This is a genomic window from Maribacter sp., assembly GCA_020629415.1.
GTDB classification, from domain to species: domain Bacteria; phylum Bacteroidota; class Bacteroidia; order Flavobacteriales; family Flavobacteriaceae; genus Maribacter; species Maribacter huludaoensis.
In genome coordinates this window covers 1-16833 of record JAHDDL010000058.1, presented here as the reverse complement: position 1 = coordinate 16833, position 16833 = coordinate 1, and the positions used below count along the sequence as shown (strand labels likewise).

The following is a 16833-nucleotide window of genomic DNA, read 5'->3' as shown; positions in this document are numbered from 1 at the left end:
CCCTACTGCAGAATCGTTCTGTGATAATACCGTTGTAGGTATTCTTATTAATTTAACGCCTCTATGTGCTATAGCTGCCGCATAGCCGACCATATCAATTACAGCACCGCCACCAATAACTACCACAAAAGAATGACGACAAATTTTATTATCGTTTACCCCTTTTAACACTGATTCAATAGCTGTATCACTATTCTTTACTTGTTCTCCCCCTGGCAACACTAAAGTGCCGGTATATTTTACAGTTTGCTTATGTTTATTGCAATAATTTTCAATTTGGCTTACTAGAGCTCGATGATGATTTTTAACTCCGTCATCCAACACAAAGAGAAGTTTAACTGGCTCAAAATCTTTATAATCCGAAATAAGATTTGCGAATAAAGGATTTTCTAAAGCAAATAGTCCAGAAGTAAAATATAATTGATAATCATACTGTACTTGAAAAGACTGTTTTATAGGTTGTAATTGCATATTCATTTTATGTTACTGCAAATAATTTTGACAAAAGCATGGATAATGGTAACAATAATAAAACGACCAATGCCAAATACCAATTAGAAAAACCGGCCACCCAACAAGTGTTCATTACTACTAGCGACAAAACACCACCCATTACCGCACTTTTAATATTTTTAGGCGAATTTTCTTTATACGCTTTAATCAAGGGCTTAAAAATCAAACACCCAAACAAAAATAAAAATGGAACTAAAGCTAAAATTTGAGAAGTTTGCCACATTACCATGAACAATATAGAAGTTATAACCAATGCATATAAAATACCCGCCCATACAATGTGCTTTTTATTATTGCCATGGACCTCGCCCCTACTTATCAAAGTAATGGCAAAAATATAAACTACAGGAACCAATGAAATGTACCATTGATCTAAACTTCCCAGAATAGACATACCCATTAGAAGGTTTAATCCACGGCAAATCCCCATATTTAAGGGTCCGAAAAAATTAAATTTCTTAAAATAGCCATCATAAGTTAAGATTGCCATAGTCAGAGCAACGGATATTAAACCTGATAATACAGTAGTTTTAAATGCCAATGTTATACCGATCAGCATGAGAATTGTACCAAAATAAATAGCTTCCTTTTTGGGCACAAGTCCGCTTGGAATTGCCCTCTCCGGTCTTTCGACCGCATCTAGATCTGCATCGAAAACATCGTTAAATACCACACCGCCTGCATATAAACTTACAGATGAAATTACCAATAGCAAAAGATCAACATTATGCTCCTTTAAAAAATCAATTACAACGATGTTCTTTAGATACAAGGCAATAGCGAATCCTGCCATTATATCCGCTGCTGCAGTTGGTAAATTCGCAGGTCTTGCCAAACGGGCAAAACCCATTAACTTCTCTTTCATTTGTTAAATGATTTGATCTTCGTCAATACGAGGTTTTTGCCCTCTAAGAACACTATTATCGTTAAAAAGCTGTGATTGATTAATACTATCTGGCTGCAACCAATGTGCTTCTTTCATTTTACCATTTTTACTAAAAGCATCCAAGGCATTTTGATAGCAGGTTTTTCTAACATCTTCTAAAGCTATACCTCTTTTCAACATTAAAGATGCTGTTTTTGGCACTGCTAAAGGGTCACTTACACCCCAATCTGCAGAACTATCCACTATAATATTATTACTACCATATTTTTTAACAACTTCTACCATACGCTCGTTGCCCATTTTTGTTTTGGGATAAATGGTAAAAGCAGCAATAAAACCACGGTCAAGAACCTCTTTTACGGTTTCCTCATTATTATGATCTATTATAACGTTCGATGGGTCCAAACCATGTTCCAAACAAACCTCCATACTCTTTATGGTTCCTGCTTTTTTATCTCGGTGTGGTGTATGCACCTGTACGGTCATGTTAAGTTCTTTGGCAATATCTAGCTGCATTCTAAAAAACTTATCCTCTGCAGGTGTTTGATCATCATATCCAATTTCCCCAATAGCAACTACATTCTCTTTATGTAAGTATAAAGGCAATAATTCTATTACTTGTTCAGCCAAAGCTTCGTTATTAGCTTCTTTGGAATTTAAACCAATAGTACAGTAATGTTTAATTCCGAATTGGCTGGCCCTAAATGGCTCCCAACCTACCAAACTACTAAAGTAATCCTGAAAAGACCCTACTTGGGTTCTAGGCTGACCAAGCCAAAACGAAGGCTCTATTATCGCAACAACCCCCGCAGCAGCCATAGCTTCATAATCATCGGTCGTTCTTGAAGTCATGTGTACATGCGGATCTATAATCATCATTTTATCTTCCATTCTAATGTTGTTTTATCGTATTCCAAGTGGTGTGCCCGTCGGCAATTTTATGTTTTAGCTCTGGCTTTCCATTTAAAAGCGCAAGGGCTTTTTCGTTTTCTGAATAATAACAGCAAAGAGCTCCGGCTAAATTTTCTACAACATCATCACTGTTAAGTAATGTCTTCATATCACCGAAAAGCTGCTCATTTAAAAATTTTGAAACAGGTCTCCAGAACAATGGATTTATTTTTCTGCCTGCAGCCCATTTTTCATGTGCATAATCGGATATTATTCTAGCTAAATCTTCATTTGCCCTTTCGTCCACAGATTCTATTCTTGAAAGGTCACGCTCCATAAATGCGGCTTTTAAATACATTTGATTCCATTGTTGATCATTAAAATATTTAGCCGGATATGGATTGTTCATTGATATGGCATCAAAAACAGTAGCTATGTTCGTTCTCAAAGCTTCTACTGCCGCATTCTTATAAGCTTCTGGGTTTGGCAGTAATATCAAATATTTTAAAAAGGTCTTTAGCTCTCCAGTATCAGCTACCTGAATGATATTTGCTACTTTAGGCGTAAAGAAATCCAAATCTTGTGAGAGTACTTCTGACAACAAAAAAATTCGCGCTATTTCCAAAACATTAGCTTTATGTTCGCTAAAGTAATGTGCACTTTTAGATTTTTGACTTTTAAATACCAGTGATTCTACACCGTCAAATTTCATATTTATTAAACTGTAAGCCATGAACAAATCTTTTGAAGATTTTTCCAAAGCTAACTTTTCAGTTTTACCCATTAACCAAGCGACACTTTCTGCCGGTCCGTATTGGATTAAAATATTCTGAATATCCTGTCTATTATGCATTTTGATGTTTGATCGATGGTATCTCAAAAATAATTATTATTCAGCAGTAAGACGCCTAGCTTTTTGATTAAAATTCGTTTGATCTTTAAAATCTTTCTAATTTTGAAAAAAAGAAAATTATGCTAGGATTAAAACTACCTACAGATCCAAGATGGGTGAATATTGTCGAAAAAAATATAGACGAAATATTAACAGACCATGCATATTGCGAGCAAAAAGCTGCTAGTACGGCAATATCCCTAATTGTATCTTTTCCCGAATATACCGACCTTGTTACTGAAATGGTCGCGTTATCTAGAGAGGAGATGGGTCATTTTAAAATGGTGCATGACCTTATTTTACAACGCGGCAATACTTTAGGCAGAGACAGAAAGGATGACTACGTAATTGAGTTGATCAAATTTTTCCCCAAAGGAGGAAGCAGAACTACACAATTGGTACATCGTTTACTTTATGCGGCATTAATAGAGGCTAGAAGCTGCGAACGTTTTAGACTACTTTCTGAAGAGTTGGAAGATAAAAAATTAGCGGACTTCTACCATAAACTTATGGTCAGCGAGGCAGGTCATTATACCATGTTCTTAAAGTTTGCACGTAAATACGGTGATCTTGAAGAGGTCAATAAAAAATGGGACAGCCTTCTAGAATACGAAGCCCAGATCATGAAAGATTTAGGAACCAAAGAATCTATTCACGGTTAAATATCTATCTACTTATTTTCAGAATTGTACAAATCTTTAATGATACCATCGGACAGTCCTATTTTGGGTACATGTATTTTTTTTGCACCGCTCCATTTTGCAGCCGAAAGGAAAATTTTGGTTGCCGGTATTATTACATCTGCCCTATCTGGATTTAAGCCCAGTTCCGATATTCTATCATCATAACTTAAGCTATCCAAAAAATGATATTGCGCATTCAACCAAATATAAGATAATGGCTCACCCTCTTTTCTACCAGATAATTTATGTAATTTGTTGATGTTACCGCCAGAACCGATTATAGATATTTTAGGCCTATCCTTTAAATTTACCTTTATCCATTCTTCTAATTTTTTCCAAGTTTCTGGCTTTACCATATCATTTAACAGCCTTACCGTACCTAGTTTAAAGGACTTTGATACTTGAATCTTGCCCTGAGAAAATACGGTAAATTCCGTACTACCCCCACCAACATCAATATACAAGTAAGATTGATCGTTGGTAATAAGATTCTTTAGGTCTGTTGAAGCTATTATAGCTGCTTCTTGTTTACCATCTATGAGATCAATTTGAATTCCAGATTCTTTTGAGACCTTCTCTATAATCTCATTTCCGTTATTCGCTTCTCTCATTGCAGAGGTGGCACAGGCTCTATATTTCTCAACTCCAGCGACCTCCATTAAAAGCTTAAAGGCTTTCATTGCTTTTATCAACCTTGTTTCGTTTACTTCTGATATTTCACCAACCGTAAACGAATCTTCACCCAGTCTTACAGGAACCCTAACCAAGGCACTTTTTCTAAATTGGGTCTTTTTACCCTTATCTTCAATCACGTTATGTGTGAGTAACCTTATGGCGTTGGAGCCTATATCTATTGCTGCAAATTTTCTAACCTTCAAAAGATTCTATTTTATAATTCCTGTCTATTCGCGTAGTACTCATATGTTGCAAATTGAGACCTAATTCTAGGCAACGTAGTCTTTCTATAGGCATTATCTTGTGCAGCATTGAACACACGGGCTTTCGTATTATCCTTCCAACAGATATCAAAAGTATCCATCAATTCTTTTTTAATATCCTCGTCATAAATAGGACAACCAACTTCTACTCTGTAATCAAGATTTCTGGTCATCCAATCTGCAGATGATAAATACATTTTAGTATCGCCACCGTTTGCAAACGCAAAGAAACGAGTATGCTCTAAAAACTTATCTATAACACTTATAGCTTCTATGTTTTCACTCATACCCTCAACCCCTGGTATTAAGCAACATATACCTCTTATGATCAACTGGATCTTTACCCCTGCCCTACTAGCCTCATACAGTTTATCTACCATTTTGTAAGAGGTAAAACTGTTCATTTTTATTTTGATAAAAGCTACTTTGCCCTGCTTGGCATTTGCTATCTCATTATCAATTAATTTTATAAACGCATTTTTGGTATAATGCGGAGAAACTATAAGATGTTTATACTTGTTGATCTTGTAGGTAGTCTCAAAAAAATCAAAGACTTTATTCAACTCTTTTAGTATAGAATCATCTGCTGTAAAAAGAGTAAAATCTGTATAAATTCTTGCGGTAGATTCATTAAAATTACCTGTACTCACAAAACCGTATCGCTTTAAAGCTCCATTTTCTTCACGCTCTATCAAGCAAATTTTACTATGTACTTTTAAACCTGGAACGCCAAATATTAATTTAACCCCTTCTGACTGTAACTGCTCTGCATATTCAATATTTGCCTGCTCATCAAAACGTGCCTGAAGTTCAATTTGAACGGTTACCTGTTTACCATTTTTAACCGCATTGATCAAACTTGCCGCTATTTGCGAGTTACTTGCCAGTCTATAAACCGTAATCTTTATGGTACGCACTTTTGGATCAAGTGCGGCTTCTCGTAAAAATTTCAGTACGTAGGTAAACGTATGGTAAGGTGTATATTGTAAATAGTCTTTTTTAGCGATACTTTCAAGAATACTACCTTCTACACTAAGCCCTTTAACCGGTAGCGGAGTTATTTTGTCATACAACAAATCTTTTCTACCCAAGCTTGGAAAACCCATATAATCTCTACGATTGTGATATCTTCCTCCAGGAATTACACTATCCGTATCCTCTATGTTCATTTTCTCTTTCAAAAATGTCAAAGTATCCCTGCCAATACTTTTATCATAAACAAAGCGTACAGGATCACCTATTTTTCTATGTTCAACACTAGAAGATATTTTCTCGATAAAACTTTTACTTAAATCATTATCTATATCTAACTCTGCATCTCTAGTAATTTTTATCATGTGGGCAGAAATAGATTCATATTCGAACATGGTAAAAATATTACCTAGGCAGTATCTTATTAAATCGTCTAGAATAATGATATAGCTTTTTTCTCCTTCATCAGGCAATACCACAAAACGATCTATACCCTTTGGAATTTCAATAAGTGCATATCGTTTTTCTTTCTTACTTTCATCACTTTTAATAACCATTTTAACCGCCAGATACGCTGCAGTATCTTTTAAGGTAGGGAAACCGGTTAGATCATTTAAGATTATGGTCATTAATTGCGGACTAACCTCTTTTAGGAAATAGGCTTTTACAAATTCCTTTTGATTATCGTTTAATTCGGTTTCCTTTAAAATGAAAATGTTTTTACCCTCAAGTTCATGCTCAATTCTTCTCAAAATTGTTAAACTCTTAGTCTGTTGTTCAATTACAATATTCGTAATTTCTTCCAGAAGGTCTTTTGCTTTTTCTCCTCCCAATACACTTTTACCAGTTTTACCGGCTTCAACTATACGTTTAACGGTTGCATACCTAACCTTAAAGAACTCATCTAAATTGTTGGAAAAAATACCTAAAAAACGTAATCTTTCAATTAACGGAACATTTTTGTCCGCACTTTCCTGCAGTACACGCTCGTTAAACCATAACCAACTTATTTCTCTATTTACGTACTGGTTGTTATTTTTTATCATGCTTTTAGTTGCTTAGGAAAAATGGTTTGTATCGTTGAGCCTTTTATAACTTTAGCCCAGGTATTTTCGTTGAATTGCAAATGAACGAATCCGCTAGTTGGCACATTGTCAATATGCTTATTACCCATAGAATTTGCCAAATGAGTAAAAGTATGGTTGTGCCCAAACAGAAGTACATTATCTAATTTATCGTCTAAATCTTGAATAAACTGAAACACTTGATTTCCTGAAAAATCATACAGGTCTGCGGTAACATTACAATTCTCCAGTGGATAATATAGTACTCGTAAGCAAATCATACACGTATGAAAAGCTCTATTTGCCGGGCTGGTATAAACGTGATCTATTTTCAAATTTAATCTTTGCATCTCTTCGGCTACCAAACGGGCATCAGAAATTCCTCTTTGTAAAAGAGCCCTGTCCTGATCACTTACATTAAGCTCCCAAGAAGACTTACCGTGACGCATTAAAAATAGATTCTTCATTTTCAAATAGTTAAGGAGCCAAACGCTCTATTTTCCAATCATATTCACTGGTAAGTGTGTACCTAATTCTATCATGTAGCCTGTTAGGTCTGCCTTGCCAAAATTCTATAGATTGCGGTCTTACCAAATAGCCGCCCCAATGTTTAGGCCTTTCTATTTCTTTGCCGTTATATTCTTTTTCCAGCTTGGCCAATTTATCTTCCAATACGGCTCTGGAATCAATTACAGTACTTTGATCCGATACTAATGCTCCTAATTTACTTCCTTCAGGTCTTGACTCAAAATAACCATCAGAAAGATTTTTGGGCAATTTTTCGGCAACACCTTTTATGATTACCTGGCGTTCTAGGTTTGCCCAAAAAAAGGACAGACAGAGATTTGGGTTTTCACTAATAGCTTTTCCCTTTTCGCTATTGTAGTTCGTATAAAAGATAAAACCCTCATGCGTATATTTCTTAAGAAGTACTACCCTACTTTTTGGAAAACCATCTAGACCTACCGTAGAAACCGTCATGGCATTGGGTTCATCTATCCCATCGGATTTTTCAACCTCATAAAACCATGTTTGAAACAGCTGTATTGGATTATCAGATATACTGTCTTCTACCAACGCACTTTTCTCGTAGGATTTTCTATAATCACCTAAATCTTTCTGCATCATTTTCGTGTTAAAAACAAGATAAACAAAGTTCTAAAAAGAAAGGAAAATAAACGTTATAAAAACGTATTAAAAGGTTTAAAAATCGAATGTTTTTCCGTCGTCAGCAAGAAGCACATTATTGAAGATAGTTGAAGCTTCTTCTTTAAACAATGCTATTGATTTATAACGGGTAGAGTAATGACCTAACACTAAGGTTTTTACATTAGCTTCCTTTGCAACCATAGCGGCTTGTTTAGCGGTAGCATGCTTAGTTTTCACGGCAAGATCGGTCTCTGTTTCCAAAAATGTAGATTCATGATATAAAACGTCTACATTTTTAATTTTTTCAGCCAAACTTTCATCATAAACGGTATCACTACAAAATGCATAAGATTTTGGCTCAGGCGGATCAAAGGTTAATTCACTATTGGATACAATAGTACCATTATCCAGAGTTATATTCTTTCCGTTTTTTATATTGTTATAGTAAGCTTTGTCAATCCCATACTTTTCTGCCGCAGTAACATTCAGCTTTCTCTTGCCCAACTTTTCCCTGAACAAGTAGCCATTTGTATATACCCTATGATCTAATGGTATGGTAGTTACACTTATCTTATCATCCTCAAAGATAAGCTCCTGTTCCTTACTGGTAAGTTCATGAAATAACAATGGGTAGTTGGTCCAAGAATCTCCCAATTTCAAAAGCAATGTGATAGCCTCTTTAATTCCTTTGGGACCGTATACATGAAGTGCTTTCTCTCTGCCCAATAATCTCATGGTAGAGATAAAACCTGGGAGTCCAAAAAAGTGATCTCCATGTAGGTGAGAAATGAAAATATGGTTTATTCTTGAGAACTTTATTTTATGCCTTCTAAGCTCTACCTGGGTTCCCTCACCACAATCAATTAATACAACTTGATTATTAATTTCTAAAACTTGTGACGTAGGATTCGTAAGCGTTCTTGGTGTTGCCGCATAACAACCCAATACAGTAAGGCGCATAAAATAAGTACTTAAGTATTCTTATCTGTGCTTTGCGTATTGTTATATACCCAAATCACGTTCTATTTCTTCCATTTCAACAACATCTCTAGCTTCTTGAAGGGTTGGCACAAGATTAATTTCTTCAGGAACATCATCGTAAGACACTTTATCCGATACCAAAACGAACGACTGTCCGTTCTTTTTATGCATTCTTGCTATTTCTAAAAATGAGATAACATTATAAGGTGTCAACTTTGAGAAGCTTAACAAGTCTAACACCAAATTATCGTTTTTTAATTTTGCATATTCTTTCTGCAAATTCTCTAAAAAACGCTCAATTGAAATTTCTTCTTGAGATACAATAATCAACGATTCTTCTTTAGTGAAAATCATATTATTTTATTTTAGATGCCAATAAATAAATTACCGCCATACGAATGGCAACTCCGTTTTCTACCTGATTTAAGATTATAGATTGCTTGGAATCTGCCACATCACTTGTAATTTCCACACCTCTGTTTATTGGACCTGGGTGCATTATTACAATTTCCTTATCCAAGCTATCAAGCAATTTTTTATTCACCCCAAATTGTTGGGTATACTCTCGTGTGGTCGGGAAATAACTTATATCCAATCTTTCGTTTTGTATGCGCAGCATGTTAGCTACATCGCACCACTCCAACGCTTTTCTTAAATTGGTTTCTACACCGACCCCTAAAGATTCTATGTACTTAGGAAGCAATGTTTTAGGACCACACACCTTAACATTTGCTCCTTGTAATTTTAACGCAAAAATATTTGAAAGGGCAACCCGTGAATGAAGAATATCACCAACTATCACTACATTTTTGCCTGCTACGTCTCCTAATTTTTCACGTATAGAGTAAGAATCCAACAATGCTTGTGTTGGATGCTCATGTGCACCATCACCAGCATTTAAGATTGATGCATTTACATGTTTGGATAAAAATATGCCCGCACCAGGGTTAGGATGCCTCATCACCACCATATCTACTTTCATAGATAGAATGTTATTTACCGTATCTATTAAGGTTTCACCTTTTTTAACCGAAGACTGACTTGCGGAAAAATTAAGCACGTCTGCAGATAAACGCTTTTCCGCCAATTCAAAAGACAGTTTAGTCCTAGTACTGTTCTCAAAAAATATATTGGCAATGGTAATATCTCTAAGCGAAGGCACTTTTTTAATAGAACGGTTGATCACCTCTTTAAAATGATCGGCAGTTTCAAAAATAAGCTGAATATCGGTTTCCTTTAGGTATTTAATTCCCAGTAAGTGTTTAACACTCAGTTCGCTCATTTTCTTATCTATTTACTAAGTATATTATATCTTCCCCGTCATTTTCTTCCCACATCACCTTTACCTTCTCATCATTTATGGCGTCTACCTGGCGACCTCTGTAATTGGGTTGTATAGGCAAATGCCTACTGAATCTGCGATCTATTAAACATAACAACTCTACATCTTTTGGTCTGCCAAAAGATTGCAAGGCAGTTAAAGCCGCATTTATACTTCTACCAGTGTACAGCACATCGTCAATTAAAACAACGTTTTTGTCCTCTACCAAGAAATCTATCTTTGTTTTTGTGGCCTCTAGGGTCTTTTCTCCTCTTCTAAAATCATCACGATAAAAAGTAATATCCAAAAACCCTAAGTCTATCTTCTTTACTTTATACTCCTCCTTTAAAATTTTATTCAAGCGTTCAGCAAGAAATTTTCCCCTTGGTTGAATTCCAATTAAAACTGTATTTTCAAAATTTAAATGGTTCTCAAGCAATTGGCAAGCCAATCTGTGCAGGATGATATGTATTTCTTTGGAAGAGAGTAAAACTTTTTGACTCATAATGGGCACCCGTGCTTTTAGCTTAACAAAAATAGATAATTCTATCTAAACTTTGACAGCCAAAATAAGGAAGTAAAATCAAAAAAAAATAAATTTAGGTCAATGAACGTGAAATCTATAAGCCCAAGATAGAAAAGAAGGCTTCTTTATGGCTTTCACCAATAGGTATGCGCATGTCATTAATAACTATTCTGTTACGCTGTACCGTTTTAATATAATTTACATTGACCACATAGGATTTATGCACCCTAAGAAATTGATTTGCAGGTAACTTACCCATAATCTCCTTAAAGCTCATTAACGTTAAAATGGTTTTATTGGTGTTGGCAATATGAATTTTCAAATAATCTTTTAAACCTTGTACATATTCAATTTGGTCCAAATCTATTTTTATACTTTCATATTCCGCCTTCACAAAAATGAACTTTTTTTCTACTGTACTATCACCGGTAGATGAGAAAACGTTTGCTTCCATAATTGGCTTTTGTTTTTTTGAAATTAAATCTTGTACTCTTGATACTGATTTTATAAAACGATGATAAGGTATAGGTTTCACCAAATAATCTACTGCATTCAACTCAAACCCATCTACAGCATAATGTGAATAAGCAGTGGTAAATATGAACAACGGTCTGTTATCTAAAGTGCCCATAAAATCTATACCGTTTATTTGGGGCATTTCTATATCACAAAAGATCAAATCTATTTTCTTCTCCTTAATTTCCGTAATAGCATCGAGCGGATTGGTATATGAGTTCACCAACTCTATAAAGTCTAGCTTTTCACAATAGCCCGTTAGAATCTCGATCGCCAAAGGCTCATCATCTATAATTATACATTTCATAAGCTTGATTGTTTTTGGTAAATGGTTAAAGAAACTTCATAATCTTGGCCGTCATTACTAACCTCTAAGTTGTGCAGACCTGGATATATCAATTCTAACTGATTTCTAATATTCTCAAGCCCTATACCCGAGTTCTTGGTGGGTTCTCTAAAAACCCCAATTTTATTCTTAACGTTTAAATAGATAGAGGCATCTGTAATTATCAATGAAATTTTCACATAGGTTTTACCCTTGTAATCCGTACCGTACTTAAAGGCATTTTCTATAAACGAGATAAATAGCAAAGGCGGCACCGCACGCCCTCTATCTTCCCCCGTAATCTTTAAGGATACATTTTCACTATCAGATAGTCTTAATCGCTGTAACTGTATATAACTTTTTATATAATCCAGTTCTTTATTTAAAGGCACTAAGTCTTTATCTGCCTCATAGATCATATATCTCATAAGTTCCGATAAATCAACTATTGCTTCAGAGGTGTCTGGAGATTTTTTTACGGATAAGGCATAAATGGTATTAAGCGTATTGAACAAAAAATGTGGATTTAATTGCGCCTTTAAAAATTGTAGCTCAGACTTAATATTTTCCTTTTCAACCGATAAACGTAAATTCTCATTACGTTTCCATTCAACATACATTCTTAAAATGGCACTGATCACATAAGGTATTCCAAGATTTACGAACGCTCTATAAAACGGCATAAAACCAATTCCCCTTAGTCTTTCTTGTTCCATAAAGAAATTATCGGGTATTCTTTGCGGAAAAAAATGATTGAGCAAATACACCGAAAAAATCAAAAGTCCCAGTGAAAGAAATAAATAAAAGAGCACTGTCTTTTTCAGTAAATACTCTGGTACTAAGTAAAAATAATTGAAATAAAATAGCACTATAATTACAATGAGCTTTGGAAACACATCTGAAGGAATAGGTCTTGCATCATTTAGAACAGGATAAAATGTGAGTCCATAAAACAGAATCCAAATGCTGATATGGACAACTATCTGAATTCTATTATTAATTATCGATCTCATATACTATCAATGACCTACTTGGGTTGAAATATTCAATTTCGCCAGATCTGCCGGTAATAAAATTGGCGATTTCCCCTCTTCTAATTTAGATAGTACCAAGTTTGCCGTTTTCTGAGCTTCTTCTTTAGAAACAAATTGTTGCTTACCTGGAAGACCGGGAACGAACTCTTGTACAATCACTATCTTTTCTCCTCTCAAAATCTTATAACCAAATCCATCATTTAGACTTACTATTTGACTTTCAAATATTTGGTTTTGGATGGTCTCAGATCGATTATAAATTACACTACCAAAGCCAAGTACCAAAAATAGCACAATAGCAAGCGAGTATTTTACAGTAGAACTCATAAATAAATGTTTAAAAATGGGCCAACCTTCACAGATTGACCCAAAAAATTAACAATTGCACTCACTATGAAAAATTAATCTTCGTCATCGTACTCATCCAATGGAAAAAATTCATCTAAATCATCTAGGTATAATGATCCAGTTCTACCCATTCCTATAAATACTCGACTTCCATTTGAAAAAGCAATGGCATCTTGCCTTGTAGCTCCTTCAAAAGATGTTTTTTGTTCCCATTCATCTGAAGCTGGATCGTACTCCCAAACTGTATTGGTAGCACCACCTAATTCTCCGGTTGCTATATAACCATATCCGTTTAACGTAAATCCAACAGCATTACTTCTTGCAATAGCATAATCATCTTCTTCATCAAGGTCTAACTTTGAGGTCCAACTTTCAGTAGCAGGATCAAATACCCAAAAATCATCTAAGTATACCCCGTTGGACACTCCAGTACCTAAATACACCAAACCATCAATGGTAAATGTAGTTGCCGATCTTCTTTTGTTTCCACCAAAACCAACTAATTCTGTCCAAGAATCGGTTGCAGGGTTATACTTATAGAAATCCTTTCTATCATTTTCGCCATCATATCCTGTACCCACATAACCATAGCCGTTAATTCCAAAACCTACAGCACTTCTTCTTGCTGTTGGTAAAGAGGCAATTTCCGTCCATGTATTAGAGGCAGTATCATAACTATAAAAATCCGTCAATTCATCTACACCATCATACCCAGAACCTATATAACCAGTACCGTCAATCTCAAAACCTACGGCCGCATTTCTAGCAGCTCCAGGAAAATCAGCTTTTTGAGACCAGTAGTCACCTTCAATATCGTATGCCCAAAAGGAAGCCAAATAATCGTCTCCATCATAACCAACACCCATATACCCAGTATTACCTATTGTAAAACCAGATACACTACTTCTTGGACTACCATCAAATACAGATTTATCTACCCAGTTACCTAAATCGTCGTCATCATCACTTGAACAACTTGTAACTAACATGGCCAAAAGCGCCAACCCGGTAATTTTGTATACATACGATTTTCTTTTATTCATTACTTTTTTGTTTTAAGGTTCTTTCTTTGAGAAATCAAATCTACTAGAGACCCCAGGGTTCTAAAAAACACAATAGATTAAGATTGATTTTTAACATACCAATCCTAGGTTTTCATCTACGAACACAAACATTTCATTAATAGTTTAAATCATAGATTTCATCCCTTAACATTACGGATTCGTCTATTCAGGTTTTTACAACCGCATTGGGTATTTAGCTTTGATGAAAACTAAATTTAAATGAAGGTGTTCTTAAACAATCTACGTGCACTCCACATCATAATCATCGGTGGTTTATTTACAATAGTCGTTATCTCTTGCAGTGATGACATATATAATGACACCGATTTTGTAGCCGGTGAAACATTTACCGATAGTAACATTCGCCTCATATTGATCGATACATTAACGGTAAACACCTCTACCATTAAGTTCGATAGTTTAGCTACTTCTGAATCTACAAGAATTCTTACAGGAAAATATTCAGATGCTGTTTTTGGTACCGTTAGGGCATCTAGCTACATGCAGTTTTTACCAGAGACCTATACCATAGATTCTGAGGCGGTATTTGATAGTTTGGTAATGGTCTTGGGCTATGATAATTACTACTACAATGACACGCTACAGAAAAACACCATTCACATTAAAAAAATTATAGAAAACCTGAATCCCGAAAGTGATGATTACTTCTACAATACCAGTAAAATCAGCTATGATGAAGATGACCTAGGTTTCTACGAATACAATCCAAGACCTTTGGCAGGAGACTCTATAACCATAAAAATTATAGACGATTTTGGTAAGGATATATTCTCGAAACTACAGGAGAAAGACATTGTAAATTCTGATGAATATAGGGATTACTTTAAAGGCATAGCGCTATTACCTGACGAAACCGACAATGGCTCAATCATCGGTTTTTCAAAATCTTCTGAGAATACTTACATGCGCTTATATTACAGTACAGAAACCGAATATGAATCTGAACAGGAATATTTTGATATTCAGATAAACGCAACAACCACACCAATTCCTTTCTTTAATAGCATAACCGCAGAAGATCCCACTACACCGCTACAGGGCTTAACGGATAGCAAGGTCAACTTAGAAAGTTCCGATTCTAACAACGAAAGCTACATTCAATCTGGTGTAGGAATAGCCATGAGGGTACAATTTCCAAGTATTACGAGTCTTTACGACATACCTGGCAGTGGCACCATATTGGACGGCACCCTTAAAATAAAACCAGTTGCCCAATCTTATAACGACAATCTAAAACTAAGAGACACCCTTGCGGTATATGTCGTTGACCAAAACAATGATTTGACCGAAACCTTGTCCTCTACTTCCTATGCTATTTTAAACAGGGACAATCAAGAATTTAACGACATCTATTATGAAATATCCCTGTCTTATTATTTAGAAGAGCTTTACCTAAAGGACAGGGATATTGATGATGCTTTAATCTTACTTCCTGTTGATTATAATTCTACTGTAGATCGATTTATTATGAGCGGAAACGGTAATGGGGAAAACGAAACAATTTTAGAATTAACATACGGTATTTACGATGAAGATTAACCAAATTATAGTGGTCACCATAGGAGCTTTTATTTGCATACAGCAAATTTCAGCACAATCAGAAGCATTAACCAGTTCTCCTTATTCCTTATACGGACTAGGTGTTATTAACCAAACCAGTATTGGAAAGTTCAATAGTTTAGGCTATAGCGGTATAGGTATTAAGTCTCCTTACGAATTGAATAACGTAAACCCTGCCAATTATGCATTAATACCCCAAAACTCTTTCTTGTATGATATTGGGGTTACCGGAGAATTCAATAATTACAGCAATACATCTGATACAGAAGAAAAATCAACTGTCAATTTTTCCAATATTGCCTTTGGTTTTAGAATTGCAGAAAATTTTGGTGCAGGCATAACCATGGTACCTTATAGTGATGTTGGATATTCCCTACTTGGTGTAAGTAGCAACATTGAAGGGTCTACAAATTCATTTGAAAGTAACGTAACCGGTTTGGGGGGGCTAAATGATATTAAACTTAATATTGGTTATGCCTTAATTCCTGAACTTAGGTTAGGTCTAAGTGCTTCATTCCTATTTGGAAACATCGAAGAGACGGAATCTTTTACTTACAATGCAACTGTTTTTGAATCTATAGAAAAAACAAATTATAGTGGTGCAAGACTTGGCTTTGGGCTGCAATATGATGTTAACGAAAAAATTACCATAGGTAGCACTGTACAACTACCTACAAGTTTAAACGGCAATTTAAAAAGGTCTGTCAACAAGTCGTTATCCGGTATTGAAATTACTGTAGCGGACGAGAGTTCAGATACCGTATCAGACTTTAAATTGCCCCTTGAGTTGGGATTTGGTATGAGCATCAAACCTATTGAAGAGCTGACATTTAGCGCAGACTACAAAAAGAATTTTTGGACCAACACCGATCAATCTGAAAATATAGGTAGTTATGAAGACCAAGACATCTATGCTTTTGGATTAGAATATATTCAAGACCCAACCAGCTATAAATATGGTCAAAGAATAGCATATAGATTAGGCTATAATTATGACAATGGATATTTAGCCATTAGTGATGAAAAAATTGAGGGCTACAATTTTACAGCAGGTATTGGTATACCAACAAGTAGAGGAACCCATTCTATGATCAACCTTTCATATAGCTATGGATCTAAAGGTCTATTACAAAACGTTTTGGTAAAGGA

At 35.2% G+C, this 16833-nt stretch carries 18 protein-coding genes and 1 pseudogene; 3 read left to right on the top strand and 16 right to left on the bottom strand.

Features of this window, described 5'->3' with window-relative positions; translation table 11 throughout:
• The 4 genes and pseudogenes from aroB to QZ657_RS16200 all read right to left on the bottom strand — a co-directional run.
• Positions 1 to 471: pseudogene (aroB, locus tag QZ657_RS16215) on the bottom strand (3-dehydroquinate synthase); the annotation flags it as partial.
• Positions 472 to 478: 7 nt separating this feature from the next.
• Positions 479 to 1378 (bottom strand): UbiA-like protein EboC, encoded by a 900-nt coding sequence (gene eboC, locus QZ657_RS16210; protein WP_291968109.1) that lies wholly within the window; start codon positions 1376 to 1378, stop codon positions 479 to 481.
• A gap of 3 nt (positions 1379 to 1381) precedes the next feature.
• A complete protein-coding gene (locus QZ657_RS16205) occupies positions 1382 to 2290 on the bottom strand; it encodes a TatD family hydrolase (protein WP_291968108.1) in 909 nt (302 codons plus the stop codon).
• Position 2291: 1 nt separating this feature from the next.
• Positions 2292 to 3143: an EboA domain-containing protein gene (locus tag QZ657_RS16200; RefSeq protein ID WP_291968107.1), complete on the bottom strand. Its 852-nt coding sequence runs from the start codon at positions 3141 to 3143 to the stop codon at positions 2292 to 2294.
• A gap of 119 nt (positions 3144 to 3262) precedes the next feature.
• On the opposite strand from QZ657_RS16200, the gene QZ657_RS16195 reads away from it, so the two are divergent.
• A complete protein-coding gene (locus tag QZ657_RS16195; RefSeq protein WP_276472710.1) occupies positions 3263 to 3844 on the top strand; it encodes a tRNA-(ms[2]io[6]A)-hydroxylase in 582 nt (193 codons plus the stop codon).
• Positions 3845 to 3852: 8 nt separating this feature from the next.
• Here the strand turns inward: QZ657_RS16195 and QZ657_RS16190 are convergent, their stop codons facing one another.
• From QZ657_RS16190 to QZ657_RS16135, 12 genes are all read right to left on the bottom strand, one after another.
• Positions 3853 to 4743: a Ppx/GppA phosphatase family protein gene (locus QZ657_RS16190; RefSeq protein WP_291962088.1), complete on the bottom strand. Its 891-nt coding sequence runs from the start codon at positions 4741 to 4743 to the stop codon at positions 3853 to 3855.
• 11 nt (positions 4744 to 4754) lie between these two features.
• On the bottom strand, positions 4755 to 6821 hold the full coding sequence (gene ppk1, locus QZ657_RS16185; RefSeq protein ID WP_291968106.1) for a polyphosphate kinase 1: 2067 nt from the start codon (positions 6819 to 6821) through the stop codon (positions 4755 to 4757).
• Positions 6818 to 7306, bottom strand: a complete 489-nt coding sequence (locus QZ657_RS16180; protein ID WP_276472707.1) for a SixA phosphatase family protein — start codon at positions 7304 to 7306, stop codon at positions 6818 to 6820. The genes ppk1 and QZ657_RS16180 overlap by 4 nt, the downstream gene beginning before the upstream one ends.
• 10 nt (positions 7307 to 7316) lie before the next feature.
• Entirely contained in the window at positions 7317 to 7964 is a 648-nt protein-coding gene (gene pdxH, locus QZ657_RS16175) for a pyridoxamine 5'-phosphate oxidase (protein WP_291968105.1), read from the bottom strand.
• A gap of 78 nt (positions 7965 to 8042) precedes the next feature.
• Positions 8043 to 8948, bottom strand: a complete 906-nt coding sequence (locus QZ657_RS16170) for a ribonuclease Z (RefSeq protein WP_291968104.1) — start codon at positions 8946 to 8948, stop codon at positions 8043 to 8045.
• Between the two features lie 42 nt (positions 8949 to 8990).
• Entirely contained in the window at positions 8991 to 9323 is a 333-nt protein-coding gene (locus tag QZ657_RS16165; RefSeq protein WP_058105771.1) for a hypothetical protein, read from the bottom strand.
• A 1-nt stretch (position 9324) separates the two neighbouring features.
• Positions 9325 to 10251 (bottom strand): aspartate carbamoyltransferase catalytic subunit, encoded by a 927-nt coding sequence (locus tag QZ657_RS16160; RefSeq protein WP_291968103.1) that lies wholly within the window; start codon positions 10249 to 10251, stop codon positions 9325 to 9327.
• A gap of 4 nt (positions 10252 to 10255) precedes the next feature.
• Positions 10256 to 10795, bottom strand: coding sequence for a bifunctional pyr operon transcriptional regulator/uracil phosphoribosyltransferase PyrR (gene pyrR / locus QZ657_RS16155; RefSeq protein ID WP_058105769.1), 540 nt, complete (start codon positions 10793 to 10795; stop codon positions 10256 to 10258).
• 115 nt (positions 10796 to 10910) lie between these two features.
• Complete coding sequence (locus QZ657_RS16150; RefSeq protein WP_291962095.1) at positions 10911 to 11639, bottom strand: LytR/AlgR family response regulator transcription factor; 729 nt, start codon at positions 11637 to 11639, stop codon at positions 10911 to 10913.
• Positions 11636 to 12670 (bottom strand): sensor histidine kinase, encoded by a 1035-nt coding sequence (locus QZ657_RS16145; RefSeq protein WP_291968102.1) that lies wholly within the window; start codon positions 12668 to 12670, stop codon positions 11636 to 11638. Before QZ657_RS16145 ends, QZ657_RS16150 begins: the two co-directional genes overlap by 4 nt.
• Positions 12671 to 12676: 6 nt before the next feature.
• Positions 12677 to 13018, bottom strand: coding sequence for a DUF4907 domain-containing protein (locus tag QZ657_RS16140; RefSeq protein WP_291968101.1), 342 nt, complete (start codon positions 13016 to 13018; stop codon positions 12677 to 12679).
• 74 nt (positions 13019 to 13092) lie between these two features.
• The gene (locus QZ657_RS16135) at positions 13093 to 14082 is read right to left on the bottom strand and encodes a Kelch repeat-containing protein (RefSeq protein ID WP_291968100.1); all 990 of its coding nucleotides are present in this window, start codon (positions 14080 to 14082) and stop codon (positions 13093 to 13095) included.
• A gap of 240 nt (positions 14083 to 14322) precedes the next feature.
• On the opposite strand from QZ657_RS16135, the gene QZ657_RS16130 reads away from it, so the two are divergent.
• Entirely contained in the window at positions 14323 to 15663 is a 1341-nt protein-coding gene (locus tag QZ657_RS16130; RefSeq protein WP_291968099.1) for a DUF4270 family protein, read from the top strand.
• Positions 15653 to 16833 (top strand): OmpP1/FadL family transporter (locus QZ657_RS16125; protein ID WP_291968098.1); only part of this gene is annotated, 1181 nt, incomplete at its 3' end. The genes QZ657_RS16130 and QZ657_RS16125, both read left to right, overlap by 11 nt.

Coding starts and splice junctions, on each gene's coding strand:
- pyrR (WP_058105769.1), bottom strand. CDS start 10,795: ATGAGTCAAAAAGTTTTACTCTCTTCCAAAGAAATACATATCATCCTG.
- eboC (WP_291968109.1), bottom strand. CDS start 1,378: ATGAAAGAGAAGTTAATGGGTTTTGCCCGTTTGGCAAGACCTGCGAAT.
- ppk1 (WP_291968106.1), bottom strand. CDS start 6,821: ATGATAAAAAATAACAACCAGTACGTAAATAGAGAAATAAGTTGGTTA.
- QZ657_RS16200 (WP_291968107.1), bottom strand. CDS start 3,143: ATGCATAATAGACAGGATATTCAGAATATTTTAATCCAATACGGACCG.
- QZ657_RS16205 (WP_291968108.1), bottom strand. CDS start 2,290: ATGGAAGATAAAATGATGATTATAGATCCGCATGTACACATGACTTCA.
- QZ657_RS16145 (WP_291968102.1), bottom strand. CDS start 12,670: ATGAGATCGATAATTAATAATAGAATTCAGATAGTTGTCCATATCAGC.
- QZ657_RS16165 (WP_058105771.1), bottom strand. CDS start 9,323: ATGATTTTCACTAAAGAAGAATCGTTGATTATTGTATCTCAAGAAGAA.
- QZ657_RS16170 (WP_291968104.1), bottom strand. CDS start 8,948: ATGCGCCTTACTGTATTGGGTTGTTATGCGGCAACACCAAGAACGCTT.
- pdxH (WP_291968105.1), bottom strand. CDS start 7,964: ATGCAGAAAGATTTAGGTGATTATAGAAAATCCTACGAGAAAAGTGCG.
- QZ657_RS16150 (WP_291962095.1), bottom strand. CDS start 11,639: ATGAAATGTATAATTATAGATGATGAGCCTTTGGCGATCGAGATTCTA.
- QZ657_RS16135 (WP_291968100.1), bottom strand. CDS start 14,082: ATGAATAAAAGAAAATCGTATGTATACAAAATTACCGGGTTGGCGCTT.
- QZ657_RS16180 (WP_276472707.1), bottom strand. CDS start 7,306: ATGAAGAATCTATTTTTAATGCGTCACGGTAAGTCTTCTTGGGAGCTT.
- QZ657_RS16160 (WP_291968103.1), bottom strand. CDS start 10,251: ATGAGCGAACTGAGTGTTAAACACTTACTGGGAATTAAATACCTAAAG.
- QZ657_RS16130 (WP_291968099.1), top strand. CDS start 14,323: ATGAAGGTGTTCTTAAACAATCTACGTGCACTCCACATCATAATCATC.
- QZ657_RS16195 (WP_276472710.1), top strand. CDS start 3,263: ATGCTAGGATTAAAACTACCTACAGATCCAAGATGGGTGAATATTGTC.
- QZ657_RS16140 (WP_291968101.1), bottom strand. CDS start 13,018: ATGAGTTCTACTGTAAAATACTCGCTTGCTATTGTGCTATTTTTGGTA.